General features: G+C 60.3%; 25 protein-coding genes. 7 read left to right on the top strand and 18 right to left on the bottom strand.

Going from position 1 to position 24,549, the window contains the following annotated elements; all coding sequences use genetic code 11:
- Nucleotides 1-179: 179 nt before the first annotated feature.
- A complete protein-coding gene (locus C1N84_RS06210; protein WP_264442531.1) occupies nt 180-1,127 on the top strand; it encodes a sugar-binding transcriptional regulator in 948 nt (315 codons plus the stop codon).
- Between the two features lie 101 nt (nt 1,128-1,228).
- On the opposite strand, the gene hisP is transcribed toward C1N84_RS06210, so the two are convergent.
- The 15 genes from hisP to C1N84_RS06135 form a co-directional block, all read right to left on the bottom strand.
- Nucleotides 1,229-2,002: a histidine ABC transporter ATP-binding protein HisP gene (gene hisP / locus C1N84_RS06205; RefSeq protein WP_058769896.1), complete on the bottom strand. Its 774-nt coding sequence runs from the start codon at nt 2,000-2,002 to the stop codon at nt 1,229-1,231.
- An 8-nt stretch (nt 2,003-2,010) separates the two neighbouring features.
- Nucleotides 2,011-2,727 (bottom strand): ABC transporter permease, encoded by a 717-nt coding sequence (locus C1N84_RS06200; protein ID WP_021509186.1) that lies wholly within the window; start codon nt 2,725-2,727, stop codon nt 2,011-2,013.
- Nucleotides 2,724-3,410 (bottom strand): histidine ABC transporter permease HisQ, encoded by a 687-nt coding sequence (locus C1N84_RS06195; protein ID WP_058785603.1) that lies wholly within the window; start codon nt 3,408-3,410, stop codon nt 2,724-2,726. Before C1N84_RS06195 ends, C1N84_RS06200 begins: the two co-directional genes overlap by 4 nt.
- 193 nt (nt 3,411-3,603) lie before the next feature.
- The gene (gene argT, locus C1N84_RS06190; RefSeq protein ID WP_031280032.1) at nt 3,604-4,386 is read right to left on the bottom strand and encodes a lysine/arginine/ornithine ABC transporter substrate-binding protein ArgT; all 783 of its coding nucleotides are present in this window, start codon (nt 4,384-4,386) and stop codon (nt 3,604-3,606) included.
- Nucleotides 4,387-4,660: 274 nt separating this feature from the next.
- Nucleotides 4,661-5,230, bottom strand: a complete 570-nt coding sequence (locus tag C1N84_RS06185) for a UbiX family flavin prenyltransferase (protein ID WP_058769895.1) — start codon at nt 5,228-5,230, stop codon at nt 4,661-4,663.
- A 113-nt stretch (nt 5,231-5,343) separates the two neighbouring features.
- Complete coding sequence (purF, locus tag C1N84_RS06180; RefSeq protein WP_021509182.1) at nt 5,344-6,861, bottom strand: amidophosphoribosyltransferase; 1,518 nt, start codon at nt 6,859-6,861, stop codon at nt 5,344-5,346.
- A gap of 33 nt (nt 6,862-6,894) precedes the next feature.
- Nucleotides 6,895-7,380 (bottom strand): colicin V production protein, encoded by a 486-nt coding sequence (cvpA, locus tag C1N84_RS06175; protein WP_021509181.1) that lies wholly within the window; start codon nt 7,378-7,380, stop codon nt 6,895-6,897.
- A 250-nt stretch (nt 7,381-7,630) separates the two neighbouring features.
- A complete protein-coding gene (dedD, locus tag C1N84_RS06170) occupies nt 7,631-8,380 on the bottom strand; it encodes a cell division protein DedD (protein WP_021509180.1) in 750 nt (249 codons plus the stop codon).
- Nucleotides 8,370-9,638: a bifunctional tetrahydrofolate synthase/dihydrofolate synthase gene (gene folC, locus C1N84_RS06165; RefSeq protein WP_104093062.1), complete on the bottom strand. Its 1,269-nt coding sequence runs from the start codon at nt 9,636-9,638 to the stop codon at nt 8,370-8,372. Before folC ends, dedD begins: the two co-directional genes overlap by 11 nt.
- Nucleotides 9,639-9,710: 72 nt before the next feature.
- Nucleotides 9,711-10,619 (bottom strand): acetyl-CoA carboxylase, carboxyltransferase subunit beta, encoded by a 909-nt coding sequence (gene accD / locus C1N84_RS06160; RefSeq protein WP_021509178.1) that lies wholly within the window; start codon nt 10,617-10,619, stop codon nt 9,711-9,713.
- Nucleotides 10,620-10,751: 132 nt separating this feature from the next.
- Nucleotides 10,752-11,414 carry a DedA family protein gene (locus C1N84_RS06155; RefSeq protein ID WP_010617492.1) on the bottom strand — a complete coding sequence of 221 codons (663 nt, stop codon included), beginning with the start codon at nt 11,412-11,414 and terminating at the stop codon, nt 10,752-10,754.
- 27 nt (nt 11,415-11,441) lie between these two features.
- The gene (gene truA / locus C1N84_RS06150) at nt 11,442-12,254 is read right to left on the bottom strand and encodes a tRNA pseudouridine(38-40) synthase TruA (protein ID WP_264442512.1); all 813 of its coding nucleotides are present in this window, start codon (nt 12,252-12,254) and stop codon (nt 11,442-11,444) included.
- Complete coding sequence (locus C1N84_RS06145) at nt 12,254-13,264, bottom strand: aspartate-semialdehyde dehydrogenase (RefSeq protein ID WP_394541792.1); 1,011 nt, start codon at nt 13,262-13,264, stop codon at nt 12,254-12,256. The genes truA and C1N84_RS06145 overlap by 1 nt, the downstream gene beginning before the upstream one ends.
- Nucleotides 13,265-13,341: 77 nt before the next feature.
- Nucleotides 13,342-14,478, bottom strand: coding sequence for a 4-phosphoerythronate dehydrogenase PdxB (gene pdxB, locus C1N84_RS06140; protein WP_264442507.1), 1,137 nt, complete (start codon nt 14,476-14,478; stop codon nt 13,342-13,344).
- Between the two features lie 57 nt (nt 14,479-14,535).
- Nucleotides 14,536-15,315, bottom strand: coding sequence for an AraC family transcriptional regulator (locus C1N84_RS06135; protein WP_021509174.1), 780 nt, complete (start codon nt 15,313-15,315; stop codon nt 14,536-14,538).
- 95 nt (nt 15,316-15,410) lie between these two features.
- On the opposite strand from C1N84_RS06135, the gene C1N84_RS06130 reads away from it, so the two are divergent.
- The gene (locus tag C1N84_RS06130; RefSeq protein ID WP_059009116.1) at nt 15,411-16,316 is read left to right on the top strand and encodes a DMT family transporter; all 906 of its coding nucleotides are present in this window, start codon (nt 15,411-15,413) and stop codon (nt 16,314-16,316) included.
- Here the strand turns inward: C1N84_RS06130 and C1N84_RS06125 are convergent.
- Entirely contained in the window at nt 16,303-17,679 is a 1,377-nt protein-coding gene (locus C1N84_RS06125) for a sensor histidine kinase (RefSeq protein ID WP_264442503.1), read from the bottom strand. The genes C1N84_RS06130 and C1N84_RS06125 overlap by 14 nt on opposite strands.
- Nucleotides 17,670-18,341 carry a transcriptional regulator TctD gene (tctD, locus tag C1N84_RS06120; protein ID WP_104093057.1) on the bottom strand — a complete coding sequence of 224 codons (672 nt, stop codon included), beginning with the start codon at nt 18,339-18,341 and terminating at the stop codon, nt 17,670-17,672. The genes C1N84_RS06125 and tctD overlap by 10 nt, the downstream gene beginning before the upstream one ends.
- A gap of 120 nt (nt 18,342-18,461) precedes the next feature.
- Here tctD and C1N84_RS06115 point away from each other — a divergent pair, with 120 nt between their 5' ends.
- The 4 genes from C1N84_RS06115 (at nt 18,462) to flk (ending at nt 22,554) form a co-directional block, all read left to right on the top strand.
- Nucleotides 18,462-19,439: a Bug family tripartite tricarboxylate transporter substrate binding protein gene (locus C1N84_RS06115; protein ID WP_058769888.1), complete on the top strand. Its 978-nt coding sequence runs from the start codon at nt 18,462-18,464 to the stop codon at nt 19,437-19,439.
- 11 nt (nt 19,440-19,450) lie between these two features.
- Nucleotides 19,451-19,882 carry a tripartite tricarboxylate transporter TctB family protein gene (locus tag C1N84_RS06110; protein ID WP_058769887.1) on the top strand — a complete coding sequence of 144 codons (432 nt, stop codon included), beginning with the start codon at nt 19,451-19,453 and terminating at the stop codon, nt 19,880-19,882.
- A 12-nt stretch (nt 19,883-19,894) separates the two neighbouring features.
- The gene (locus tag C1N84_RS06105; RefSeq protein ID WP_058782030.1) at nt 19,895-21,403 is read left to right on the top strand and encodes a tripartite tricarboxylate transporter permease; all 1,509 of its coding nucleotides are present in this window, start codon (nt 19,895-19,897) and stop codon (nt 21,401-21,403) included.
- Between the two features lie 119 nt (nt 21,404-21,522).
- The gene (gene flk, locus C1N84_RS06100) at nt 21,523-22,554 is read left to right on the top strand and encodes a flagella biosynthesis regulator Flk (protein WP_059009109.1); all 1,032 of its coding nucleotides are present in this window, start codon (nt 21,523-21,525) and stop codon (nt 22,552-22,554) included.
- Between the two features lie 14 nt (nt 22,555-22,568).
- Here flk and C1N84_RS06095 read toward each other — a convergent pair whose 3' ends face one another.
- Nucleotides 22,569-23,012 (bottom strand): rhodanese-like domain-containing protein, encoded by a 444-nt coding sequence (locus C1N84_RS06095; RefSeq protein WP_058769886.1) that lies wholly within the window; start codon nt 23,010-23,012, stop codon nt 22,569-22,571.
- 86 nt (nt 23,013-23,098) lie between these two features.
- Between C1N84_RS06095 and C1N84_RS06090 the strand changes: the two genes are divergently transcribed.
- A complete protein-coding gene (locus tag C1N84_RS06090; protein ID WP_264442494.1) occupies nt 23,099-24,517 on the top strand; it encodes a MocR-like pyridoxine biosynthesis transcription factor PdxR in 1,419 nt (472 codons plus the stop codon).
- Nucleotides 24,518-24,549 lie beyond the last annotated feature (32 nt).

The raw sequence follows: 24,549 nt of genomic DNA, 5'->3' as shown, positions 1-24,549 counted from the left end.
CATTTGCCACAATGGAGGGCATTTGCCCGATGAGGCGTAGCATAGTCGCCGCCGGGGCGATCGTTCTGCGAGATCCATCACATTTAATACTTTTGCTCTTTTTTAGGGCTTTTGCTCAGTTAACGCTTCAGGAGCAAGACGCGATAAACTGGCGCATCGGAGTTTGACGGAACAGGGCGATGAGCAGAGAAGAGAAGAAGCAGGAGCTGGCAGCGCGGGCAGCGTGGATGTATTACGTGGCAGGCGTCACGCAGCAGGAGATTGCGCGCGCGCTGGGCTTATCGCGGCAGGTGGCGCAGCGGCTGGTCTCCAGCGCGCGTGAAATGGGCATGGTCAGCGTGAAGATCGACCATCCGGTCACGCACTGCCTGCATCTGGCGCGCGAGATCGAACAAAAGTTTGGCCTGACGCTGTGCCGCGTGGTGCCGTCAGCCGGGCTGGATGATGAGGCGATTCAGCAAATGCTGGCGGTGGAAGGTGCGGCGGTGATGGCGCAGTTTATCAACGAAGAGACCCCGCAGGTGTTTGGCATCGGTTCCGGCAAAACGCTGCGCTCGATGATTGATGCGCTGCCGTGGGTTGAACGGCCACAGCATCAGTGTGTGTCGATGATCGGCGCGATTGCGCGTGACGATTCCGGTACCCGCTACGACGTACCGCTGAAAATGGCGGAGAAGATGCAGGGCAAATATTTCTTCATTCCGGCGCCGCTGTATGCTGACACGCCGCAGGATAAGACGATGTGGGTGCAGCATCAGGTCTATCAGCGCGTCACCCAGCGTGCGCAGCAGGCGAACGTGGCGTTTGTCGGCATTGGCGAAGTGATGCCGGGCTGCCCGCTCAATGCCGAAGGCTTTATCACCGATGCGCAGGTAGAAGCGCTCAACGCGCGCGGCGTGGTGGGTGAAATGCTGGGGCATTTTTTCAATCAGCAGGGAGAGCGGGTGTACGGCGAAACCGACGAGCTGCTGACCAGCGTGCTGCTGGAGAGCCAGACGCAGCGCAATATCATCGGCTTTGCCGGCAGCACGCGCAAATACGCAGCGATTCACGCCGCGCTGCACGGCGGCTGGATCTCCGGGCTGGTAACGGATGAAGATACCGCGCTGAAACTGCTGCATGGTTAATTAAATATTTCTGTGATTCGTCACGGCGCGATGTATCGCGCGGGTTTGACCGCCACATCGCCGGGAACGCGCAGTACATTGCGCCGCTACGGTTCAGAAACCTATTTCAACGATCCCTTCAAAAACTGCTGCAGGCGCGGGCTTTTCGGGTTGCCGAACAGTTCGTCTGGCGCGCCCTGCTCTTCGATTTTGCCCTGATGCAGAAAAATCACGTGGTTGGATACGTGACGGGCGAACTCCATCTCGTGCGTCACTACCACCATGGTTTTGCCCTCTTCGGCCAGCTTCTGCATGATGCGCAGCACTTCGCCTACCAGCTCCGGATCGAGCGCTGAGGTCGGTTCGTCAAACAGCAACACTTCCGGCTCCATCGCCAGCGCGCGGGCAATCGAAACACGCTGCTGCTGGCCGCCTGACAGATGCACCGGGTATTTGGCACGCGCGCGCGCATCAATACCGACTTTATCGAGGTATTTAATTGCCCGCTCACGCGCTTCGGCTTTGCTCAGCCCCAGCACCTGAATCGGTGCTTCAGTGACGTTATCCAGCACCGTCATGTGGCTCCACAAATTGAAGTGCTGGAACACCATGGTCAGCCGGGTACGCAGCGAACGCAGCTGCTCCTTGTTGGCCACTTTCAGCTGACCATCGGTGTCGCGCACCAGGTTTATCGCCTCGTTGTTAACCGCGATGGTGCCTTCACTCGGCTTTTCGAGGAAGTTGATGCAGCGTAAAAAGGTACTTTTCCCGGAACCGGACGAGCCAATAATGCTGATCACATCGCCGGCGTTGGCCTGCAGCGACACGCCCTTCAAAACTTCATGTTCACCGTAACGCTTATGCAGTTCGGTAACGCTTAATTTATTTTCAGCCATAGTCATACTCAGTGCGACGAAGAGGGTTTCACATGCGCGAGGAAGCGGCGCTCCGCAAGGCGGAACAGGCTAATCAGCACGTAAGAGATAATCAGGTACAGCACCGCAGCGATGCCGAACGCGGTGAACGGCTGATAGGTCGCCGAGTTGATATCGCGCGCGATTTTTAGCAAATCCGGCACGGTGGCGGTGAACGCCAGCGCGGTGGAGTGCAGCATCAGAATCACTTCATTGCTGTAGGCGGGCAGCGCGGTGCGCAGCGCCGACGGCAGAATGATGCAGCGGTAAAGTTTAAACGGCGAGAAACCATAGGCGCGCGCGGCTTCGATTTCACCGTGTGGCACGGCGCGAATGGCACCGGCAAAAATCTCGGTGGTATAAGCACAGGTGTTCAGGGTAAATGCCAGCAGCGTACAGTTCAGGCCGCTGCGGAAGAAGGCGTTCAGCAGCTCGGAGCCTTTCACCACCTCCAGCGTGTACATGCCGGAATAGAATACCAGCAGCTGCACATACAGCGGCGTGCCGCGAAACACATAGGTAAACAGCCAAACCGGCGTGGAGATATAGCGATTGGGCGAGACGCGCGCGATGGCCAGCAGCACCGCAAGGCTGCCGCCAATCACCACGGACAGAATCAGCAGCCACAGCGTGATGGCCACGCCGGTAAAACGGTAACCGTCGGTCCAGAGCAGTTGTTTCCAGTACTCCTGAATAATCTCGATCATAACTCTGCCCTTTTCACCCCTACCGAGTAGCGGCGTTCAAGCCACCACAGCACACCGTTGGACAACGTGGTAAACACCAGATAAATCACCCCGGCAACAATCGCGAAGTAGAACGGTTGCCAGGTACTTTTGCCGGCCAGCTGCGTGGCTTTTACCACATCTTCAAGGCCGAGCAGCGACACCAGCGCGGTGGCTTTGAGGATCACCTGCCAGTTGTTGCCGATGCCGGGCAGCGCAAAGCGCATCATCGCCGGGAACAGAATGCGACGGAAAGTTTGCGCGCCGGTAAAGCCGAAGGCGGTGGCGGCTTCAATCTGCCCTTTCGGCACCGCGAGAAACGCGCCACGGAAAGTTTCAGTGAAGTAAGCACCGTAGATGAAGCCGAGCGTAATAATACCGGCCACCATCGGGTCGATATCAAACTGTGCCATGCCGAGCGCATCGGTTACGGCGTTGAGGGCAATCTGCAGACCGTAAAAGATCAGCAGCATCAGCACCAGGTCGGGCACGCCACGGATTAGCGTGGTGTAGCCTTCAAAAATCATCGCCAGCGGGCGATTGCGGGAGAGTTTGGCGCCGGCCCCTATCAGGCCCAGCACCACGGCCAGTACCACCGAGCTGAGCGCCAGCTCAAGGGTCACCAGCGTGCCTTTGAGAATTACTTCAGAATAGCCATACAACATGGGTTCGATCCTGTCGTGAGGGAAATAAACAAACGCTGTCCAACAACACACGGACAGTCCTGACCAGGATGTGAATCACGGAAGGATGGTGGCAAGCGTATGAACTCCGGGAGTTTACATAAGTAAGCGCCCGGAGTGAATAGTTATGACCCACGTTAGCGTGACTCAATACACCCGTTCAGGAACAGGAGTCTTAATCGCCGTAAACGTTGAAATCAAAGTACTTCTTCGCAATCTTGTCGTAGGTACCGTCTTTGCGCATGTCGTTAAAGGCTTTGTCGATGGCAGCTTTCAAATCAGCGTCATCTTTACGCAGGCCCATACCGGTGCCGACGCCAAAGATTTTGTCATCTTTCACCGCCGGACCGGCGAACGCGTAGTTTTTCCCGACCGGCTGCTTAAGGAAGCCTTCGCTCGCCTGCACTTCATCCTGGAACGCCGCATCAATACGACCAGCATTCAGGTCCTGATACACCAGATCCTGGTTGGCATACGGCGTGACGGTCACCCCTTTTGGACGCCAGTATTCATTGGCGTAGGTTTCCTGCGTGGTGCCCTGCAGCAGGCCGATGTTCTTGCCCTTCAGCGACTCAATGGTCGGCTGCAGTTTAGACCCCTTCGGCGCCACTAAACGCGCGTTCGCTGCATACAGTTTTTCCGAGAAGGCGATCTCTTCCTGACGTTTCTCGGTGATCGAGAGTGAAGAGATGATGGCGTCGATCTTCTTCGCTTTCAGCGACGGGATCAGCGCATCGAAATCACTTTCCACATAAGTACATTTGGTCTTGATACGCTTACAGATCTCGTTGGCCAGGTCGATATCAAAGCCAACCAGCTGGCCCTGCGCGTTCTTGGACTCAAACGGCGGGTAAGTTGGATCGGTCCCGATGCGCAGCGACTGCGGTACCGCCGCGAACACGCTCGCAGCGCCGGACATAGCCAGCATCAGAGAAAGAGCCAGAACTCGCTTTTTCATAGGTAACCCTCAAGTGAAGTGCTTATTGTTATGTGGTGCGTGATGTGTTTGCGCTGAATGTTTTGCAGGTTTCATGCCAGTTGTGCAAATCGGCGAAACTGTGCGCAGGCGCACTAAATACCGCGTCCATCTGGGACGCAAGCACTTAGTTTGTGAGGGAAATATAACAGCGGTGTGAGGAAGAAAAAGTGAGATTGTTAACTTTTGGTGCACAAGATGCACGAACAGTGATCGGCCCCGCGCTTTTGCACGCATTCAGTGCATTATTGCACCATCATGCACCCTGCCAGCGGGTAAACAGATCTTCCGGCAGCTCGATATCAAACTGATCCAGCACGCGGTTGACCGTCTGATCAATCAAATCGTCGATGCGCTGCGGGCGGTGATAAAACGCCGGCACCGGCGGCATAATCAGCGCGCCGAGTTCGGCAGCGGTGGTCATCATGCGCAGATGACCGAGATGCAGCGGGGTTTCCCGCACGCACAGCACCAGCCGGCGCTGCTCTTTCAGCACCACGTCGGCGGCGCGCGTCAGCAGACTGTCGCTATAGCTGTGCACAATGCCGGACAGGGTCTTCATGGAACACGGCAGAATGGCCATACCCAGCGTTTTGAACGAGCCGGACGAGATGCTGGCGGCGATATCGCGCACATCGTGCACCACATCGGCCAGCGCCTGCACGTCACGCAGGCTGTAATCGGTCTCCAGCGCCAGCGTCTGCCGCGCCGCCGGGCTCATCACCAGATGGGTTTCCACTTCGGCTAACGGTTGCAGCACCTGCAGCATACGCACGCCGTAGATCGCGCCGCTGGCGCCGGAAATACCAATGATGAGTCGTTTCATAATTCAGCCTTGCTGCAAAAGAGTGCGCCAATAATAGCCGCTCCGCCGCCATAAATACAAAAACAAACAGGGCGGGATTGCGCCCGCCCTGTTTCGTCTGCCTGAGACTGACCTTAACCTTCGTTATGCAGTTCCAGGTTCTCCACTTCGTTCTGACGCGCAATCGCTTTGGCATCGTCGTTACGCAGCGACTGCAGATATTCCAGATACTGCAGGTCAACGTCTTTGGTGACGTAGATGCCGTTGAACACTGAGCATTCGAACTGGGCAATATCCGGGTTCTCTTCACGCACCGCGTCGATCAGATCCTGCAGATCCTGGAAAATCAGCGCATCGGCTTTAATCAGCTGACGAATCTCTTCCACTTCACGGCCGTGCGCAATCAGCTCGGTAGCGCTCGGCATATCGATGCCGTAGACGTTAGGGAAGCGGATTTCCGGTGCCGCCGACGCCAGATAGACGCGCTTCGCACCCGCTTCACGCGCCATCTCGATAATCTGCTCAGAGGTGGTGCCGCGCACAATCGAGTCATCCACCAGCAGCACGTTTTTATCGCGGAACTCAGCGCGGTTGGCGTTGAGCTTACGGCGTACCGCACTGCGGCGCAGCTGCTGGCCCGGCATAATAAAGGTACGGCCCACGTAGCGGTTTTTCACAAAACCCTGGCGGTACGGCTTATCAAGAATACGGGCAATCTCCAGCGCGGTATCGGTCGAGGTTTCCGGAATCGGGATCACCACGTCAATATCAAGATCTTCCCACTCGCGGGCAATTTTCTCGCCCAGCTTGGTGCCCATGCGCACACGTGCGCTGTAGACGGAGATCTTGTCGAGGAACGAGTCCGGACGCGCAAAGTAAACGTATTCGAACAGGCACGGATTGCTTTTCGGGTTCTCTGCGCACTGGCGCGTCGAGAGCTGACCCTGCTCGGTGATGTACACCGCTTCGCCTGGCGCAACGTCACGAATAAACTCGAAGCCCAGCGTATCCAGCGCCACGCTCTCTGAGGCCACCATGTATTCGGTGCGGCCATCGGCCAGCTCACGCTTGCCCAGTACCAGCGGACGGATACCGTTAGGATCGCGGAACGCAACCATGCCGTGACCGATAATCATCGCCACCACGGCGTAAGCACCGCGCACCTGCTGATGCACCGCCGCCACGGCAGCAAAAATGTTGTCAGCTTCCAGCGGATAGTGCTGAAAACGATCCAGCTCCTGAGCAAAGATGTTCAGCAGGATTTCGGAATCTGAGGTGGTATTCACATGACGGCGACCAACTTCGAACAGCTGCTTGCGCAGTTCATGGGCGTTGGTCAGGTTACCGTTGTGAGCCAGCGTGATGCCGTACGGCGAGTTCACGTAGAAGGGCTGCGCTTCAGAGGCGCTGGAGCTGCCGGCAGTCGGATAACGCACGTGGCCGATACCCATATTTCCCTGCAAACGCTGCATGTGGCGCGCTTCAAACACGTCGCTGACCAGGCCATTGGCCTTACGCAGACGGAAGCAGTTCAGCGCATCGATGGTACAAATGCCGGCGGCATCCTGCCCGCGGTGCTGCAGCACCGTTAACGCGTCATAGATCGACTGGTTTACTGGCATAAAACCGGTGATACCAACAATACCGCACATGTTGTCATTTCCTCATTAGCCGCACTCCCGGTGTTACCGGGGTAAAAAACTCGACGTGCTTTTCAGGTAATCGAAAAACCACCTGATGATGTAACTGAACTGGGGAATGAGTTGAGACTGTTGCCAGTCCGGACTTTTTGAAAAGCCGGTGAATGTATCAAGGAAGAAGAGAATGGCGGATACAATCAGCACGCCACGCAACGCCCCGAAACAGACCCCCAACACCCTGTCGGTTCCCGACAAGCCGGTTTTCTCAACCAGCGAGCCGATCACATAGTTCACGATGGCACCCACAATCAGGGTGGCAACGAATAACACCGCGATGGCGATGCCGTTGCGAACCAGTTCGTCGTCAAAACCTGTAAACCAGACTGCAAGGTAGGCGTAGTAATGACTGGCGACAAAAAACGCGCATCCCCAGGTAACAAGAGATAAGGCTTCCCGGACAAACCCGCGAATCAGGCTGACCAGAGCCGAAAAACCAACTACCGCAATAATGACGTAATCAATCCAGATCATGAACGCTTCCAGTACAGTGCATTTGCACCCCTGCATCCAGTTCGGGGCGCATTCTAACAGAAAAAGAAAACGTTTGCGTAGGGTTTTCCGGTTCTGTCCCGAGAAAAAGGGCGATGAAAAAAACTTTCCTCGCCCTTGTTGATGTCAGCCATTTAACCTGCTGATATTCCATAAATTTTCAGTAACGCTTCGCTAAAAAACACGCCAAAAGCCGCGCCTGTTTCTGCTATCGGCGCGGCTTATCAGTTGATCAGCGTGTGCTGTACGGCTTCACAACGCCGCCGAGGCCGGAGATGCCTTTCAGCTCGCCGAGTGCGCCCTGCAGTTTCGCTTTGGACGCATCCGGCCCGACGTAAATGCGGGTGATCTGCCCCTGCACCGGCGTCGACGGCACGGTAAAGGCACGATAGCCGGAGAGCCGCAGCTGCGCCACGATCTCATTCACTTTGGCGGCGTTCTTCAGCGCGCCGAGCTGCACCACATACGCCTGTCCTGCTGGCGCGGCCGGCTCGCTCTGCTTCGGCGTTTCCGCCGCTTTAGGCTGCTCTGAAGTTTTTGGCTGTTCTGTCGCTTTCGGTTGTTCTGCCGGCTTCGGTTTCGGCTGCTCCACCGGTTTAGGCTTCGGCTGCTCGACCGGCTTCGGCTTCACCTGCTCTGCCGGTTTCTGCTGCTGGTGCACCGGCGGCGGCGTCACGACGCTGGGCTGGCTGTTTTGCGCTGGCTGCGTGCTGCCGCTGGCGGCACTGTTTTGCGTTGCGCTGCTGGCGGGCGCCTGCTGCGCCGCGCTCGCACCTTCTGGCGGCTGCGACGGCAGCGGCTGCGTCACCGGCGGCACCATTTCGCTGTCCTGCTGATCGTCAGGCTTTGGCACCAGCGGAATCGCCGCGAACTCCTCTTTATAATGCTTTTTCTTACCGTCCAGCAGACCCGGTAACACGATGACGCCAATCGCCACCAGAATCACCGTACCCACTAAACGATTCTGAAACTTACTTGCCACTGCCGTTCTCCGCTGCCATCGATTGCATCACCTGCGCTACGGTGTGGAACGAGCCGCACACCAGAATCACATCGTCGGGCTGAGCCTGCTGCCGCGCCGCCTGCCACGCGGCTTCAACGCTCTGCCAGGCGCTGCCGCCCTGCAGATGCGCCATCAGCTCATCAGCGGACGCCCCGCGCGGGCCGTCGAGCGGCGCGCAGTACCAGCGGTTGACCTGCGGTGCCAGCGCGGCCAGCGTCCCGGCGATATCCTTGTCGTGCAGCATGCCAACCACCGCATGCACTGTGCCGTGTGCCGGCAGCTCAGCGAGACGTGAAGCCAGATAATAAGCCGCATGCGGATTGTGTGCCACATCAAGGATCACGCGCGGCGCGGTGCTGACCGTCTGGAAACGTCCCGGCAGAATCGCCAGCGGCAGATGCTGACGAATCAGCGCCTCGCTCACCGTCAGGCCGGAAGCGCGCAGCGCCGCAATGGCGGTGGCCGCGTTAGGGAGCGGCACCTGGGGCAGCGGCAGATCGCGCAGTTCACCCCGGGCATCCTGCAGCGTCCAGCTGTCGCCCTCGCGCTGCCACTGCCAGTCGCGGTTAATTTGTAACAGCTGCGCACCCTTCTCCGCGGCCACCTGGGCAATGGTGTCAGGCATATCGGCCTCGCCGACCACCGCCGGTTTACCGCCGCGGAATACGCCGGCCTTCTCGCGGCCGATGCTGGCGCGATCCGGCCCCAGCCAGTCGGTGTGGTCCAGCGCAATGCTGGTGATCACCGCCACGTCGGCGTCGACAATGTTTGTCGCATCCAGCCGGCCGCCCAGCCCCACTTCCAGAATCACGACATCCAGCTGCGCTTCACGGAACAGATTGAGCGCGGACAGCGTGCCAAACTCAAAGTAGGTGAGCGAAATATCGCCGCGTCCGGCCTCAATGGCGGCAAAGCTGGCGCTGTGCCGGGCTTCATCCAGCTCAGCACCCTGCACGCGCACGCGTTCGGTGTAACGCACCAGATGCGGCGAGCTGTAGACGCCAACGCGATAGCCTGCGGCCATCAGCAGGGTTTCCAGCGTACGGCAGGTGGTGCCTTTGCCGTTGGTGCCGGCGACGGTGAAGACAAACGGAGCGGGTTTTAGCAGGTCGAGGCGTGCGGCGACGCGCTGAATACGGTCCAGGCCCAGATCGATAGCCTGAGAATGCAGATGCTCAAGATAATGAAGCCACGTGGCCAGAGGCGACGTGGCTTGCGGGAGGTGAAGAGTGTCCATGTGCCCTGTTAGCTCTTTACGATGTGGTGCATGAATAAAAAGGCGCATCACTCTGCGCCTTTCGGTTGCCTGTCAGGCTTCGTTGCTCTCCGGCTCAGCCGCAGTCGGGCGATCACCATCCTGCAGCGGTGCCGGCAGGTTCATCATTTTCGCCAGCAGGCTGGCCAGCTTAAAGCGCATTTCCGGACGACGGATGATCATGTCGATCGCGCCTTTTTCGATCAGGAACTCACTGCGCTGGAAGCCCGGCGGCAGCTTTTCACGTACCGTCTGTTCAATCACGCGTGGGCCGGCAAAGCCGATCAGCGCTTTTGGCTCTGCGACGTTCAAATCGCCCAACATCGCGAAGCTGGCGGAGACGCCACCCATGGTCGGGTCAGTCAGTACCGAAATATACGGCAGACCGCGCTCCTGCATTTTTGCCAGCGCCGCACTGGTTTTCGCCATCTGCATCAGCGACTGCAGCGCTTCCTGCATACGCGCACCACCAGAGGCGGAGAAGCAGATCAGCGGGCAGTTGTCTTCCAGCGCCTGCTCAACCGCACGCACGAAACGGGCGCCGACCACCGAGCCCATTGAGCCGCCCATAAAGGAGAACTCAAACGCGGCAGCCACCACCGGCATACCGTGCAGCTGGCCTTTCATTACCACCAGCGCATCTTTCTCGCCGGTCTCTTTCTGTGCCGCAACCAGACGATCTTTGTACTTCTTCGAGTCGCGGAACTTGAGCAGGTCTTTCGGTTCCAGCTCGCTACCCAGCTCTGTCATCGAACCTTCATCCATCAGGCTATGCAGACGCTCGCGCGCGTGCATACGCATGTGGTGGTCGCACTTCGGGCAGACTTCAAGGTTGCGCTCCAGCTCGGCGCGGTACAGCACCTGACCACAGCTATCGCATTTGGTCCACACCCCTTCCGGGATGCTGGCTTTGCGCGAAGGCGTGGTAGTGCTTTTATTCAGTATGCGTTCAATCCAGCTCATTGATGACCTTTCTGTTTAATGCTGACCTGGTCCAGTCTTGTCGTTACTGCTGAAATCACCTTCAGCAGGCCGTAAATGTCGCTCATTAAACCACAACCCGTTCACGCTGTGGATAAAAATCTGGTAACAGGCTTACTGCGACTTGTGCTGACGCGCCTGGCGGCGGTGACGCCACACTTCAATCACGCCTGGCAGTACCGAGACAATGATGATGCCAACAATCAGCAACTTAAGGTTTTCCTGCACCACCGGCAGGTCACCAAACAGGTAACCGGCATAGGAGAATAGCAGCACCCACAGCAGCGCGCCTGTCACGTTAAAGAGCGCGAAGTGGCGATAAGACATGTGTCCCATTCCCGCCACAAAGGGGGCAAAGGTTCGCACGATTGGCACAAAGCGCGCAAGTATAATGGTTTTGCCGCCGTGGCGATCGTAAAACGCGTGGGTTTTGTCGAGGTAGCTGCGGCGGAAAATTTTCGAGTTCGGGTTACTGAACAGCTTCTCGCCAAACAGCCGGCCAATGGTGTAGTTAACCGCGTCGCCGAGAATGGCGGCAATCACCAGCAGCGTCACCATCAGGTGCACGTTGAGGTCGTTGCCCGGCAGCGCCGCCAGCGCACCGGCGACGAACAGCAGCGAATCACCCGGCAGGAACGGCGTAACCACCAGCCCGGTTTCACAGAACAGAATCAGGAACAAAATGGCGTAAATCCAGATGCCGTACTGCGCCACCAGCTCGGCCAGATGCACGTCAATGTGCAGAATGAAATCGACGATAAAGTGGATAAACTCCATAACAGCTAACTCCCTGACACTTTCCGATTAAAATGAATCCGCGAGGAACAACGGTCCCAGCGCAGGCTGAGGTAACGCAAACTGAGCAGGGTAATCCACCGCCACCAGATACAGCCCTTCGGCTTTCGCCGTTGCCGCCGCCAGCGTGCGATCTTTTGCCGCCAGCAGCGTGGCCATCCACGTTTCCGGCTGATTGCCGCAGCCAATCTCCAGCAGACTGCCGACGATATTGCGCACCATGTGATGCACGAAGGCGTTGGCTTTGATATCCACAATTACGTACGGCCCCAGGCGCGTGACGTTGAGATGCATCACGTTGCGCCACGGCGTGCGCGACTGGCACTGCACCGCACGGAACGAAGTAAAATCGTTCTCGCCCAGTAAAGCCTGGGCGGCGCGGTGCATCTTTTCCGCATCCAGCGGATGGTAAAAATGGGTAATGCCGTTGCCGAGAATTGCCGGACGCAGCCGCTGGTTGTAGATCACGTAGCGATAACGGCGCGCGGTGGCGCTGAAGCGCGCGTGAAAGGTTTCCGGCACCGCTTTCACCCAGCGCACCGCAATATCGTCCGGCAGGTTGGCGTTCACGCCCAGCGTCCAGGCGCTGTCGGCACGCGAGGAGGTGGTCTCAAAATGCACCACCTGGCCGGTGCCGTGCACGCCCGCGTCGGTGCGTCCGGCGCAGAACACGTTCACCGGGTGATTGGCCACTTTCGCCAGCGCTTTTTCCAGCTTTTCCTGCACGCTGCGTACTTCATTCTGGCGCTGCCAGCCGTAGTAACGGCTGCCGTCATACTCAATGCCGAGCGCCAGCTTAAACGGGGTCGCGTCTTCCAGCATTAATACAGATACTCCTGCACCAGCTTCTCTGCGGTTTTCACCGCCATCAGCGCGCCACCGAAGCGGATGTTGTCGGCCACCGACCAGAACTGCAGCAGCTCCGGGATGCCGTAGTCATTGCGCACGCTGCCGATGCTCAGGGCTTCACTGTCGGAGGCGTCGCTGACCGGCGTCGGGTAATCACCGTCATCGCTCAGGCTGATATCGTCGGCGCGCGCCAGTTCGTCACGCGCTTCCTCCGCCGACAGCGGCCGCAGGTTTTCGATATAGACGATCTGCGCGTTGCCGTAGAACACCGGCGCCTGCACGCTGCTCACCGCAATCGGTAATCCTTCGTCCTGCAGCACTTTACGCATCTGATCGACCAGTCGGCGCTCGCTCGCCACGCTGCCGGCACTGTCCGCCTGCTGCGGCAGCAGGTTGAACGCCAGCTGGCGGCCAAAATAGTGCTCATCGGCCGGTACGCCGTTCAGCAGCCGCGCGCTCTCACCGGCCAGTCCATCAACTGCTGCTTTACCGTGGCTGGAGACCGACACCAGGTTGGTCACCTGCAGACGGCCTAAACCAGCGGCATCCACCAGCGGTTTGATGGCGCTCAACAGCTGGCTCACCAGCGCGTCGGCCACGGTAATGATGTTGCGATTGCGGTAATCCGCCAGCACCTGTGGATTGACATCAGGCACCACCAGCGGCACGTCCGGCTCCAGCGCGAACAGGTCGCTGCTGTCGATTACCAGGCAACCCTGGCTGGCGGCTTCTTCGGCATAACGCGCCGACGCCTCGCGACCGGCGGTAAAGAACGCCAGCTGCGCCTGCGACCAGTCAAATTCCGCCGCGTCCTGCACGCGCAGCGAGCGACCGTCAAAGCGCACGCTTTCGCCGGCGCTGTTTTCACTCGCCAGCAGATATAACTCACCAACCGGGAACTGGCGTTCCGCCAGCAGTTCCAGTACAGCGTTCCCTACTGCGCCTGTCGCGCCCAGTAGCGCAATATTCCAGCCGTCAGACATGTTGGTTTACTCCAGACAATGACATAAAAAAGAGAGGCGATGACATGCATCGCCCATTAATTCAGAAAAATCAGAGATTAGTGATTCGCCTGCAGCGTGGCGCTGAAGCCAAGCTGATTGAGCAGCGCCGCGCTCTCCGCGTCATCACAGATCACCTGCAGCGAAGACCACTCGCGGCGCTCGACATACTGCTTGCGCAGGCGATCAAATTCGCCCGGCTGCGCGGCCACTTTGCGCAGCGGCGCATCGTCGCGGCGCACATCATACACCAGATGTACCAGGCGTTTCAGCGTCGGCTGATCGAGCCTGCCGTGCAGCGTAATGGTGTCAAATTCAGGGCGCGGCAGCAGCGTGTCCAGCGCCACCTGCTGCGGCTGACCGATAAATTCGCTCCACGCCTCAAACACCTGGGTGGTGCCGCGCGCCTTCCCTTCAAGGGTATAACCGGCGATATGCGCAGTGGCGATATCGACCTTGTCCAGCAGATCGAGGTTGAGATCCGGCTCCGGTTCCCACACGTCCAGCACCACGCTGAGATCGTTACGCAGTTTCAGCACCTCCAGCAGCGCGGCGTTATCCACCACCGGGCCACGACAGGCATTGATCAGAATGGTGTTGGGGCGCAGCGCCATCAGCAGCGCGGCATCCGCCAGATGCCAGCTTTTGTAGCGGCCGTCTTTAAACAGCGGCGTGTGAAAGGTCAGGATATCGGCCTGTGCCACCAGCGCGTCGAGCGAGTGGAAATCTTCGTCATCGCCGCGATCGGCGCGCGGCGGATCGCACAGCAGGGTTTTTACTCCCCACGCGGCGAGGCGTTTAGCCAGCCGTCCGCCCACGTTACCGACGCCGACGATACCCACGGTGCGATCGCGCAGATCAAAGCCGTCGCGTTCGGCCAGCAGCAGCAGCGCGGAGAACACATATTCCACCACCGCAATCGCGTTACAGCCCGGCGCGGCCGAGAAGCCGATCCCGGCCGCCGCCAGCGAGGCATCATCAACATGATCGGTGCCGGCAGTGGCGGTGCCGACAAACTTCACCGGCGTGCCGGCCAGCAGTGCGGCATCCACTTTGGTGACGGAGCGCACCATCAGCGCGCTGGCATCCTGCAGTTCGGCTGCCGGCAGCGGGCGGCCCGGCACCGCCACCACCTCTCCGGTGCGGCTGAACAGTTCACGGGCGTAGGGCATATTTTCATCGACGAGAATTTTCACGGCGGCGGTCCTGTCTGCTTGAAATAAACGGGGCATATCATGGCACAAAGCCGGGGATTAACCTAACCGACTGCGATAGCGATCCGGCGTGGTGCCGGCCTGCTGCTGAAACATCACGATCAGCGCGGAGGCGGAACTGTAACCCAGCTCGTGGGCGATGCCCTGCACGCTGCAGCCCTGCTCCAGCAGCGCAATCGCGCGCAAAAAGCGTAAACGCTGGCGCCACTCGCTGAATGACATCTGCAACTGCTGCTGACAGCGCCGCGCCAGCGTACGCTCGGTGGTAAACACGCGCTTCGCCCATTGTGCCAGCGTGGTGTTATCACCCGGGTTCTCTTCCAGCGCGCGCAGAATCGGCGCGAGGAATTTATCGTCGGACATCGGCAGATAGCTGGTGTTCACCGGCGCGAGACGCAGCCGATCAATCAGCACTTCGCACAGCCGCCAGTCGGCGTCGCTCTGCGGCTGCTCCAGCGCGCGGCGGGCAAAATCATTCATGATGGCGTGCACGATGGCGTCCACGCTCAGCAGGCAGGCTTTCTCCGGCATGCCGGCGCATAAATCAGCGGCAAGGTTGAAGGTGCGAAACTGCGCCTGACAATGGTTGTAGCTGCTGTGGCGCTGGCCCGGCGGGATCCAGATCGGCATCTCGGCTGGCGTCAGCAGCCGCTCGCCCTCCACTTCCATCTCCAGCACGTGGCTGGTGACGAAAATCGCCTGGCCCCAGTCGTGCTGGTGCGGCAGGTATTCGGTTTTGGCGTTGGTTTGCTCATAGCGCATGAAAAAACGCAGCAGCGGCGCGTCGCGCGGTGGCTGATACTCAACCTGAAGATTCATTCTGTCCGGTCACTAACGAATTTTGTCCGATTTTAACTATCTGCTTTAAACCGGTCAAACGTAAGCTAGTCGCGATTCACATTCGGAGCCGTACTATGAACTTATTGTTACCGCTGGTGGCGGTGCTGATCTGGTCGATCAACACCATCGTCAGCAAGCTGTCTGCCGGCAGCATCGATCCTGCTGCCATCTCTTTTTACCGCTGGTTGCTGGCGCTGCTGGTGCTTACGCCCTTCTGCCTGCCGGGCGTATGGCGCCATCGTCACACCATCAAAACCCAGCTGTGGCGCTTACTGGTGCTGGGCCTGCTCGGCATGGTGCTGTACCAGAGCCTCGCCTATTATGCGGCACACAGCGTTTCGGCGGTGATGATGGGGATTCTTGGCGCCACCATTCCGCTGCTGACCATCCTGCTCAGCCTGGTGGTACTGCGCCTTGCGCCGACGCGCGGCATCCTGATTGGCGGCCTGCTGTCGTTTGCCGGGCTGGTGTGGCTGGTGAGCGCCGGCAACCCGGCACAGCTGCTGAGCCAGCGCCTCGGCAACGGCGAGCTGATGATGCTGGCGGCCTCAACTTCCTACGCGCTGTACGGCGTACTGACGAAGCGCTGGGCAATCCCGCTGCCAACGTGGCAAAGCCTGTACGTGCAAATCTTCTTCGGCGTGCTGTTGCTGCTGCCCGGCTTCTGGCACGCGCCGGAGGTGGCGCTGAATGCCGACAATATTCCGCTGGTGCTGTTCGCCGGGCTGTTTGCTTCGATTGTGGCGCCGTTCCTGTGGATCCTTGGCGTGCAGCGCCTCGGCGCCAGCACCACCAGTATTTTCATGAACGTGGTGCCGGTGTTTACCGCCCTCATTGCCGTGCTGTTCCTGCACGAACAGTTGCATGCTTATCACTGGATTGGCGGCGGTCTGACGCTGGTCGGGGTGATCCTGGCGCAGCGGCTGAAAACCCCGCTGCGTAAAGCACGCGTGATGGCTCCGCCGATCAGCGAAAGCTAACCGTCACCCGCAGGCCGCCCAGCTGCGGGCTGCGGTCCAGCTGCAGCTGCGCGCCGTGCCAGGCGCAGATATCCTGCACCAACGCCAGTCCAATGCCCGCCCCGGGCTGGCTGGCGTGATCGAGCCGGCCAAACGGCTGCAGCGCCTGCCGCTGCTGATCCGCCGCGATGCCCGGCCCGCTGTCTTCAATCTCCAGCACCTTTTGCCGCAGCCGCGCGGTCACCGTGCCGCCGTGTGGCGTGTATTTGATAGCGTTGTCCAGCAGATTGGCGCACAGCTCGGCCAGCAGCAGCGCATCGCCCTGCACCTGGCTCGCCGCCTGCTCTTCAAAACCCAGATCGATCTGTTTACGCCGCGCCGCCGCATAGCCGCTCAAACAGGCCTGCTGCACGATATCGCTGAGATTGACCTTGCTGAAGGGCTTATCTTCGCCGTGGCGCGCCTTGATTTGCGCCAGCTGCAGCAGGCGATCGGTGAGCTGGACGGTGTCGTCCAGCGTATGACGCATGCCCTGCAGGCTTTCGCGCCACTGTTGCGGATCGTCGCTGCTGAGCGCGACGCCGACCTGGGTTTTCAGAATAGTGAGCGGGGTGCGCAGCTGGTGCGACACATCGGCGCTAAATCGCTCCTGCCGAGCCAGCAGTCCGCGCAGCCGCTCCAGATGGCGGTTGAAGGCGATGATCAGCGGCTGCAGTTCTGACCACGGCAGCAGCGACGGCAGCGGTGTCAGTTCGCCCGGCGCGCGGCGCAGCATCATGCGTGACAGCCGGCGCAGCGGGCGTAGCACTTTCCGCAGCAGCAGCCCGGCCAGCAGCAGCGTGATCAGCACCAGAAAACTCTGGCTGATCAGCGCGGTGCGCAGCAGACTGTCGGCAAAGGCGTGACGCGAATTGAGCGTTTCCGCCACCAGTACCAGCGCCATGCCCTGCACCCCTTCCTCGTTCACCGGCTGCCACAGCGCGGCTACGCGAATCGGCTGCTTGCGGTAGTGCGCATCGTAGAAGTGCACCAGCGCCGGATAGACATCGGACAGCGGCGCGTTGCCCGGCACCAGCGGTAAATCCGGGTAGCCGGACAGCGTGCGACCTTCGGGCGAAATCACCTGATAGAACAGCTGATCGTTCATGTTGCGCTCAAAGCTATCCAGCACCACCCAGGGTACATCCACCTCCAGCCGTTGATGACGCACCACCAGCCGCTCGGCCACGGTGCGCGCCGAGGCCAGCAGCGAGCGATCGTAAGCCTGATTCGCCGCCTGCAGCGCGCTCTGATAATGGGTATAGACCGACAATCCCCACAACAGCAGCAGCGGCGCGCCCAGCCACGCCAGCAGTTCACCGCGCAGCGAGTGGATCAGTCGCACGGCTGGCACTCCAGGCTGTAGCCGAGGCCGCGCAATGTGACGATCGCCACGTCGCTGCCCGCCAGCTTTTTACGCACCCGATGCACATACAGCTCAATGCTCTCCGGGCTGGCCTCATCCGCCAGCGTGAAGGTCTGCTCGTACAGATGCTGGCGCGACACCGGCCTTCCCGGGCGCTGCATCAGCGTCGACAGCACGCTGGCCTCGCGCGGTGTCAGCGGCAGCGGTTTGTGATTCAGCAGGAAATAGCCTTCCGCATCGCGCTCCAGCTGGCCGAGGCTTTGCGTCTGCGTGGCCTGGCCCTGACTGCGGCGCAGCAGCGCGCGCAGCCGCGCGTCCAGCTCGTCCAGCTCAAACGGCTTGGTGAGGTAATCATCGGCGCCCGCATTCAGCCCCTGCACGCGCTGTTGCAGCGCGCTCTGTGCGGTGAGCAGCAGCACCGGCACGCGTTGCCCGCGCTTGCGCAGGCGCGCCAGCACCGCCAGGCCATCGAGCCGCGGCAGCGACACATCCAGCACCACCAGCGCATAATCTTCGCTTTGCAGCACATGATCCGCCGCCACGCCGTCGGCCACCCAGTCCACGGCGAAGCCTTTTTGCGTCAGCGCTTTCTGCAGCCAGTTGGCCAGCTCGACGGTATCTTCCACCAGTAAGAGACGCATATCACATCCTGTTAGTTTTGCCGATGGCTGAAAGGTAAATGAAAGGTTGCTGTTTTAACAATTCAGCAACCCCGAATGTTCGGTGGCAATCACACTCTGGAAGAAACAATGGAGCGACAGATGAAAAAAACAATGCGCACCGCCTTCGCCACGACCCTGCTGGCTTTCTCTCTTTCTGCGGCACAGGCTGCGGCACCCGAGCGGACCGAATGTATCGCCCCGGCCAAACCCGGCGGCGGTTTTGATCTGACCTGTAAACTGATCCAGGTTTCCCTGCAGGAAACCGGGCAGATCACCACGCCGATGCGCGTCACCTACATGCCGGGCGGCGTCGGTGCCGTGGCATATAACGCCATCATTGCGCAGCGGCCCGCCGAAGCAGGCACGCTGGTGGCCTTCTCCGGCGGGTCGCTGCTGAACCTGTCACAGGGCAAGTTTGGTCGTTACTCAGTGGATGACGTGAAGTGGCTGGCGGCCATTGGTACGGACTACGGCATGGTCGCCGTGCGCGCTGACGCGCCGTGGAAAACGCTGGGCGAACTGCTGGAGGCGATGAAACAGGATCCGACTAAAGTGGTGGTCGGCGCTGGTGCCTCCATCGGCAGCCAGGACTGGATGAAAACCGCGCTGCTGGCACGGGAAGCCGGTATCGATCCGCGCAAAATGCGCTATGTGGCGTTTGAAGGCGGCGGCGAGCCGGTTACCGCGCTGCTCGGCAACCACATCCAGGTGGTATCAGGCGACATGAGTGAAATGGTGCCGCACCTGCAGGGCGGCAAGATGCGCGTACTGGCGGTAATGAGCGACAAACGCCTGCCGGGCGAACTGGCTGACATCCCGACCGCCAAAGAGCAAGGCTTTAACGTTGAGTGGCCGATTATTCGCGGCTATTACCTCGGCCCCAAAGTCAGCGATGCCGATTATCAGTGGTGGGAACAGACGTTTAAAAAACTGGTGACCACCAAAGAGTTTCAGCAGCAGCGCGATCTGCGCGGCCTGTTTGAGTTCAACCTGTTTGGTAGCGAGCTGGACGCCTACGTCAAGAAACAGGTGGCAGATTACCGTGAACAGGCGAAATCGTTCGGCCTGGCGAAATAACGGAGGCACAGATGAGCGATCGTATCTTTGCGGCGGTGTGGCTGGTGCTCTGCATCGTCGGGATGGTTATCGCCTGGCAGATTCAAAGCGAGTACAGCTACGAGCCGGTTGGCCCGCGCCCTTTCCCGCTGCTGCTGCTCGGTCTGATGGCGATCTGCGCGGTGATGATGCTGCTGCGCAAGCCGGACGCCGTACAGTGGCCGGTGGCGGCAACGCTGAAAAAGCTGCTGGCGCTGTGCGTGATGCTGATGGTGTACGGCTGGCTGTTTGAGAAGCTGGGTTTTGCCCTGTGTACCACGCTGCTGACCTTCGGCATCGGCATGCTGTTTGGCGCACGCTGGTGGGCAGCCGTCCTCTCCGGTGTGGTAATGGGTGTGGCGCTGTTTTACGCCTTCGATCGTCTGCTGGACGTTACGCTGCCGGTCGGCAGCTGGTTCAGTTAACAGGAGTCAATTATGGATACCTGGTCTTTTCTGATGCAGGGTTTCGCCGTCGCCATGACGCCGGAAAACCTGATGATCGCCCTGATTGGCTGCTTTATCGGCACCATCGTCGGCCTGCTACCGGGGCTTGGCCCGATTAACGGCGTCGCGATCCTGATGCCGCTGGCGTTTGCGCTGCACTTACCGGCGGAATCCGCGCTGATCCTGCTGGCAACGGTGTACATCGGCTGCGAATATGGCGGGCGCATCTCGTCGATTCTGCTCAACGTGCCGGGGGATGCCGGCGCGATCATGACCGCGCTGGATGGCTATCCGATGGCGCAGCAGGGCAAAGCCGGCGTGGCGCTGTCGATCTCGGCGGTCAGCTCATTCATCGGCTCAACCATCGCCATCATCGGCATCATTCTGTTTGCGCCAATCCTCGCCAACTGGTCGCTGGCGTTTGGTCCGGCAGAGTACTTCGCGCTGATGGTGTTCGCGATTGCCTGTCTCGGCAGCATGATGAGCCACAACCCGCTGAAGTCGTTTCTTGCTGCGCTGATCGGCCTCGGCATGGCGACGGTGGGCGTTGATGCCAACACCGGCGTCTATCGCTTTACCTTCGACAGCGTGCATCTCTCGGACGGCATTCAGTTTGTGGTGGTGGTCATCGGCCTGTTCTCGGTGAGCGAAATTCTGCTGATGCTGGAATCCACCAGCAGCGGCCAGAAAATGGTGCGCGCCAGCGGCCGCATGCTGTTCAACATGAAAGAGGCGGCGCAGGCTACCGGCGCAACGCTGCGCTCCTCGTTCATTGGCTTCTTTGTCGGCGTGCTGCCAGGTGCCGGTGCCACCATCGCCAGCGCCATTGCCTATATGAGTGAGAAGAAAATCAGCGGCAGCGATCAGTTTGGCAAGGGCGACATTCGCGGCGTGGCAGCGCCGGAAGCGGCGAACAACGCCTCAGCCTGCGGATCGTTTATCCCGATGCTGACGCTGGGTATTCCCGGCTCCGGCACCACGGCGGTGATGGTCGGCGCGCTGACGCTGTATAACATCACGCCCGGTCCGGCGATGTTTACCGAACAGCCGGACATCGTATGGGGCCTGATCGCCGCGCTGCTGATCGGTAACGTGATGCTGCTGATCATGAACATCCCGATGATCAACATCTTTGCGCGCATGCTGACCATTCCGCTGTGGTTCCTGGTACCGGCAATTGCCGCGATTTCGGCGGTGGGCGTGTATGCGGTGCACAGCACCACCTTTGACCTGCTGCTGATGGTCGGGCTGGGCATTTTCGGCTACATCCTGCGCAAGATGGATTTCCCGATGTCGCCGCTGATTCTCGGCTTTGTGCTGGGCGAAATGCTGGAGCAGAACCTGCGCCGCGCGCTGTCAATCAGCAACGGCAACCTGCCAATTCTGTGGGAAAGCCTGATCTGTAAAGTGCTGCTGGTGCTGGCTGTCGCCGTGCTGGTGGTGCCGCCGCTGTGGAAGCGCTGGCGTCGCAAGCGCATGAAGCTGGCCGCCGCAGAATAAATCCGTGTCTTATTGTTTTTCTCCCTGCCGCCCCCGTGGATTTCCCGGGGGCTTTTGCTATCATGTGCCATCGTTTTTCCGGCGCACCCGGATCTGACTCGTTTTTCAAGGATTCCGCCATGCAACCTCTCAGCGGTCCCGGTGTGCCCGCGGGCGATCGTTCATCTGTTAACCCGGCTAACGGCGCAGGCCGCCCCGGCGCTGCGGCAGGTGAACAGCCGCTCTCCCCGGCCCAGCGCACCACGCTGGAACGCCTGATCGTCCGTATCATGTCACTCAGCACGCTGAAAGCGCCCGAACTGTGGGCTGGCATCCGTCATGAAGTGGGCGTAAAAAATGACGCCGAGCTGCAGTCGCGCCACTTCCCGGCGGCGGAGCAGCATCTCAACAGCCGTCTGACCCAGGTGCAGAACAGCCACGCCACGCGTCAGCTGTTGCAGCAGCTGCTGGAAAAACTGCCGCAGGGCAACAATCGCCAGGCGGTGAGCGACTTTATCCGCCAGCAATTTAACCAGACGGTGTTAAGCGCGCTGAGCCAGGATCAGCTGCGTCAGGTGCTGACCATGCTGCAGAACGGCCAGATGGCCATCCCGCAGCCGCAGCAGACGCGCACCACCGATCGCACCCTGTTACCGGCCGAACAGCAGGCGCTTAACCAGCAGGTCACGCGTCTTGCCGCCGCGACCGGGGAATCGCCGGTAAAAGTGCTGGCCGACACGCTGAAACTGGTCAATCTGAAGAGCGGCGACCCGGTTCCGTCGCGCCACTTCCCGCTGCTGACGCAGTTTTTACAGGTGCGCCAGACGCTGAGCCAGCACAGCGCGCCGACGCTGCAGCTGCTGGAAAGCTCGCTCAAACAGCCGCTAAGCCACGACGAGCAGCGTATGCTCGAGGATTACAGCCTGCAGCGCTTCCAGGCCACGCCGCAGACGTTGCTGACGCCGGCGCAGAGTCAGGATCTGCTGATGCTGCTGTTCAGCCGCCGCGCCGAGCGCAACAGCGAAACGCCGCTGGCCGACAGCGAGTTGCGTCCGCAGCCGATCTGGGCACCGTTTGTTGAAATTCTGCCGCGTCCACTGGCACAGCGCCCGGCGCTGACGCTGGTGCTCGGCCTGGCGCTGTTCTTCTTTTTGCTCTGGCTGCTGCTGTAGTTAAGCCATCGCACTCAGCAGCCGCACTCCGCCGCGGGTGCCGCGGCGGGCCACTCGCCTGCCGCCGCGCCCCACGCCATCGGGTGGCCGTCGCGCTTCCAGAAATCCAGTCCGCCAATCAGCTCTTTAACCTGAAACCCCAGCTCAGCCAGCTTTAGCGCCGCTTTGGTCGAACCGTTGCAGCCGATGCCGTCGCAGTACGTCACGTAGACGCGGTGACGATCGAGCCGCGCGGTGCTGGCCGCATCCATCTCACGATGCGGCAACGACAGCGCGCCGCAGATATGTCCGGCCTGATACGCGTCGCGGCTGCGGGCATCAATCACCACAATCTGCGTGACGCCCTGCGCCAAATCCGCCGCCAGATCCCAGGCATCGGTGTAATAGCTGAGTTTGTGCTGCAAATAAGCCACGCTGTGCTGCGGGCTGGCGGGCGGATAAAACAAAACGGCTGACATGGCATTCTCCTGTTGTGATGTCCCTGCAGTGTACGGCAAAGTGGTCTGCATCCTGATACCACATTGACCGGAACAATAAGACCATTATGCACCACGCCTTTTTGCCGCTGTTTCGTCATCAGACGCAGGGCGGCTTACGTCAGCGGCTGTGCGCTACGCTGCGCCAGGCCATTGTCAGCGGCCATTTGCGCTTCGGGCAGAAGCTGCCCTCCAGCCGCCAGCTGGCTGCCGATCTGGCGCTGTCACGCGTAACGGTCGAGGCCGCTTACAGCCAGCTGGAGAGCGAAGGCTACGTGCAGCGGCACAGCGGACGCGGCACCTTCGTCGCCATCGCCCTGCCGCCACCGGCGGAAAAGGCGACAGCGCAGCGCGCACCGCGCTTTTCGCAGCGCGGCACGCAGGTGCTGGCGACCGGTGGCTGCCAGGATCCCCCTTTTCCCTTTGCCTTTGCCGCCGGATCACCGGAACTGCGCGCATTTCCGCACCGTCAGTGGCAGCGGCTGAGTCACAGCGTACAGCGCGCGCTGGGCAGTCAGGTGATGGGCTATGGCGATCCGCTCGGTTATGCGCCGCTGCGCCAGGCGGTGGCGGATTATCTGGCGCTGTCGCGCGGCGTGCGCTGTACGGCTGAGCAGGTCATCATGCTCACCAGTTCACAGCAGGCGCTGCAGCTGCTGGCGCTGATGTTTCTGGATGCGGAGGATGAAGTGTGGCTGGAAGAGCCGGGTTACCGTGGTGCGCGCAACGCCTTTCTCGCTGCCGGTGCCCGCTGCCGCGCCATGCCGCTGGACGATCAGGGCGCGCTGCCGCTCAGCGGTCGGGCACAGCTGGTGTATCTGACGCCCGGCCACCAGTATCCGACCGGCACCCCGATGAGCCTCGCGCGGCGGCTGCAGTGGCTGGCGTGGGCGCGTCAGCACGACAGCTGGCTGATCGAGGATGACTACGACAGTGAATTTCACTATGACGGTCGTCCGGCGCCGGCGTTGCAGGGGATGGAAGCCGATAGTCGGGTCATCAGCCTGGGGACTTTTTCCAAAACGCTGTTTCCATCGCTGCGGCTGGCGTGGATGGTGGTGCCCGCAGCGCTGGTGAAGGCGCTGGGTCGCGCGCGCAGCGTACTGGACGGCCACAGCGCCCTGCTGCCGCAGGCGATCACCGCCGAATTTATCCAGCAAGGCTATTTCGCCAGCCACCTGCGGCTGATGCGTCAGCTCTATCATAGCCGGCGCGATCGGCTGCTGACACGAATCGAACAGCACCTGCAGCCGTGGCTGCGGCCGCTGCCGGCGACAGGCGGGTTGCAATTGACGGTTGAGTTATTACAGGGAGATGAGGCGCGACTTACGCAACAGGCGCAGGCAGACGGTCTGCTGCTGCCGCCGCTTTCGCCACTCTACGCCGGCGCATCGCGTCAGCAGGGCTGGATACTCGGCTTTGCGGCGTTGACGCCCGGCGAAATTGACCGCGCCTGCGCGAAGCTGGTCGCGCTGCTGGCAAGGTAAATCCGTCAGCGACAAAAACAACAAAGGCCGGA

This window comes from Pantoea sp. SGAir0418, assembly GCF_043529865.1.
Note: the sequence above shows the minus strand (reverse complement) of the source record. Positions and strands in the feature narration are given on the sequence as shown.

Bases quoted from the DNA above. Each gene is read 5' to 3' on its own strand.
- C1N84_RS06210 (WP_264442531.1), top strand. From the start codon at position 180: ATGAGCAGAGAAGAGAAGAAGCAGGAGCTGGCAGCGCGGGCAGCGTGG.
- hisP (WP_058769896.1), bottom strand. From the start codon at position 2,002: ATGGCTGAAAATAAATTAAGCGTTACCGAACTGCATAAGCGTTACGGT.
- C1N84_RS06200 (WP_021509186.1), bottom strand. From the start codon at position 2,727: ATGATCGAGATTATTCAGGAGTACTGGAAACAACTGCTCTGGACCGAC.
- C1N84_RS06195 (WP_058785603.1), bottom strand. From the start codon at position 3,410: ATGTTGTATGGCTATTCTGAAGTAATTCTCAAAGGCACGCTGGTGACC.
- argT (WP_031280032.1), bottom strand. From the start codon at position 4,386: ATGAAAAAGCGAGTTCTGGCTCTTTCTCTGATGCTGGCTATGTCCGGC.
- C1N84_RS06185 (WP_058769895.1), bottom strand. From the start codon at position 5,230: ATGAAACGACTCATCATTGGTATTTCCGGCGCCAGCGGCGCGATCTAC.
- purF (WP_021509182.1), bottom strand. From the start codon at position 6,861: ATGTGCGGTATTGTTGGTATCACCGGTTTTATGCCAGTAAACCAGTCG.
- cvpA (WP_021509181.1), bottom strand. From the start codon at position 7,380: ATGATCTGGATTGATTACGTCATTATTGCGGTAGTTGGTTTTTCGGCT.
- folC (WP_104093062.1), bottom strand. From the start codon at position 9,638: ATGGACACTCTTCACCTCCCGCAAGCCACGTCGCCTCTGGCCACGTGG.
- accD (WP_021509178.1), bottom strand. From the start codon at position 10,619: ATGAGCTGGATTGAACGCATACTGAATAAAAGCACTACCACGCCTTCG.
- C1N84_RS06155 (WP_010617492.1), bottom strand. From the start codon at position 11,414: ATGGAGTTTATCCACTTTATCGTCGATTTCATTCTGCACATTGACGTG.
- truA (WP_264442512.1), bottom strand. From the start codon at position 12,254: ATGCTGGAAGACGCGACCCCGTTTAAGCTGGCGCTCGGCATTGAGTAT.
- C1N84_RS06145 (WP_394541792.1), bottom strand. From the start codon at position 13,264: ATGTCTGACGGCTGGAATATTGCGCTACTGGGCGCGACAGGCGCAGTA.
- C1N84_RS06135 (WP_021509174.1), bottom strand. From the start codon at position 15,315: ATGAATCTTCAGGTTGAGTATCAGCCACCGCGCGACGCGCCGCTGCTG.
- C1N84_RS06130 (WP_059009116.1), top strand. From the start codon at position 15,411: ATGAACTTATTGTTACCGCTGGTGGCGGTGCTGATCTGGTCGATCAAC.
- tctD (WP_104093057.1), bottom strand. From the start codon at position 18,341: ATGCGTCTCTTACTGGTGGAAGATACCGTCGAGCTGGCCAACTGGCTG.
- C1N84_RS06115 (WP_058769888.1), top strand. From the start codon at position 18,462: ATGAAAAAAACAATGCGCACCGCCTTCGCCACGACCCTGCTGGCTTTC.
- C1N84_RS06110 (WP_058769887.1), top strand. From the start codon at position 19,451: ATGAGCGATCGTATCTTTGCGGCGGTGTGGCTGGTGCTCTGCATCGTC.
- C1N84_RS06105 (WP_058782030.1), top strand. From the start codon at position 19,895: ATGGATACCTGGTCTTTTCTGATGCAGGGTTTCGCCGTCGCCATGACG.
- flk (WP_059009109.1), top strand. From the start codon at position 21,523: ATGCAACCTCTCAGCGGTCCCGGTGTGCCCGCGGGCGATCGTTCATCT.
- C1N84_RS06095 (WP_058769886.1), bottom strand. From the start codon at position 23,012: ATGTCAGCCGTTTTGTTTTATCCGCCCGCCAGCCCGCAGCACAGCGTG.
- C1N84_RS06090 (WP_264442494.1), top strand. From the start codon at position 23,099: ATGCACCACGCCTTTTTGCCGCTGTTTCGTCATCAGACGCAGGGCGGC.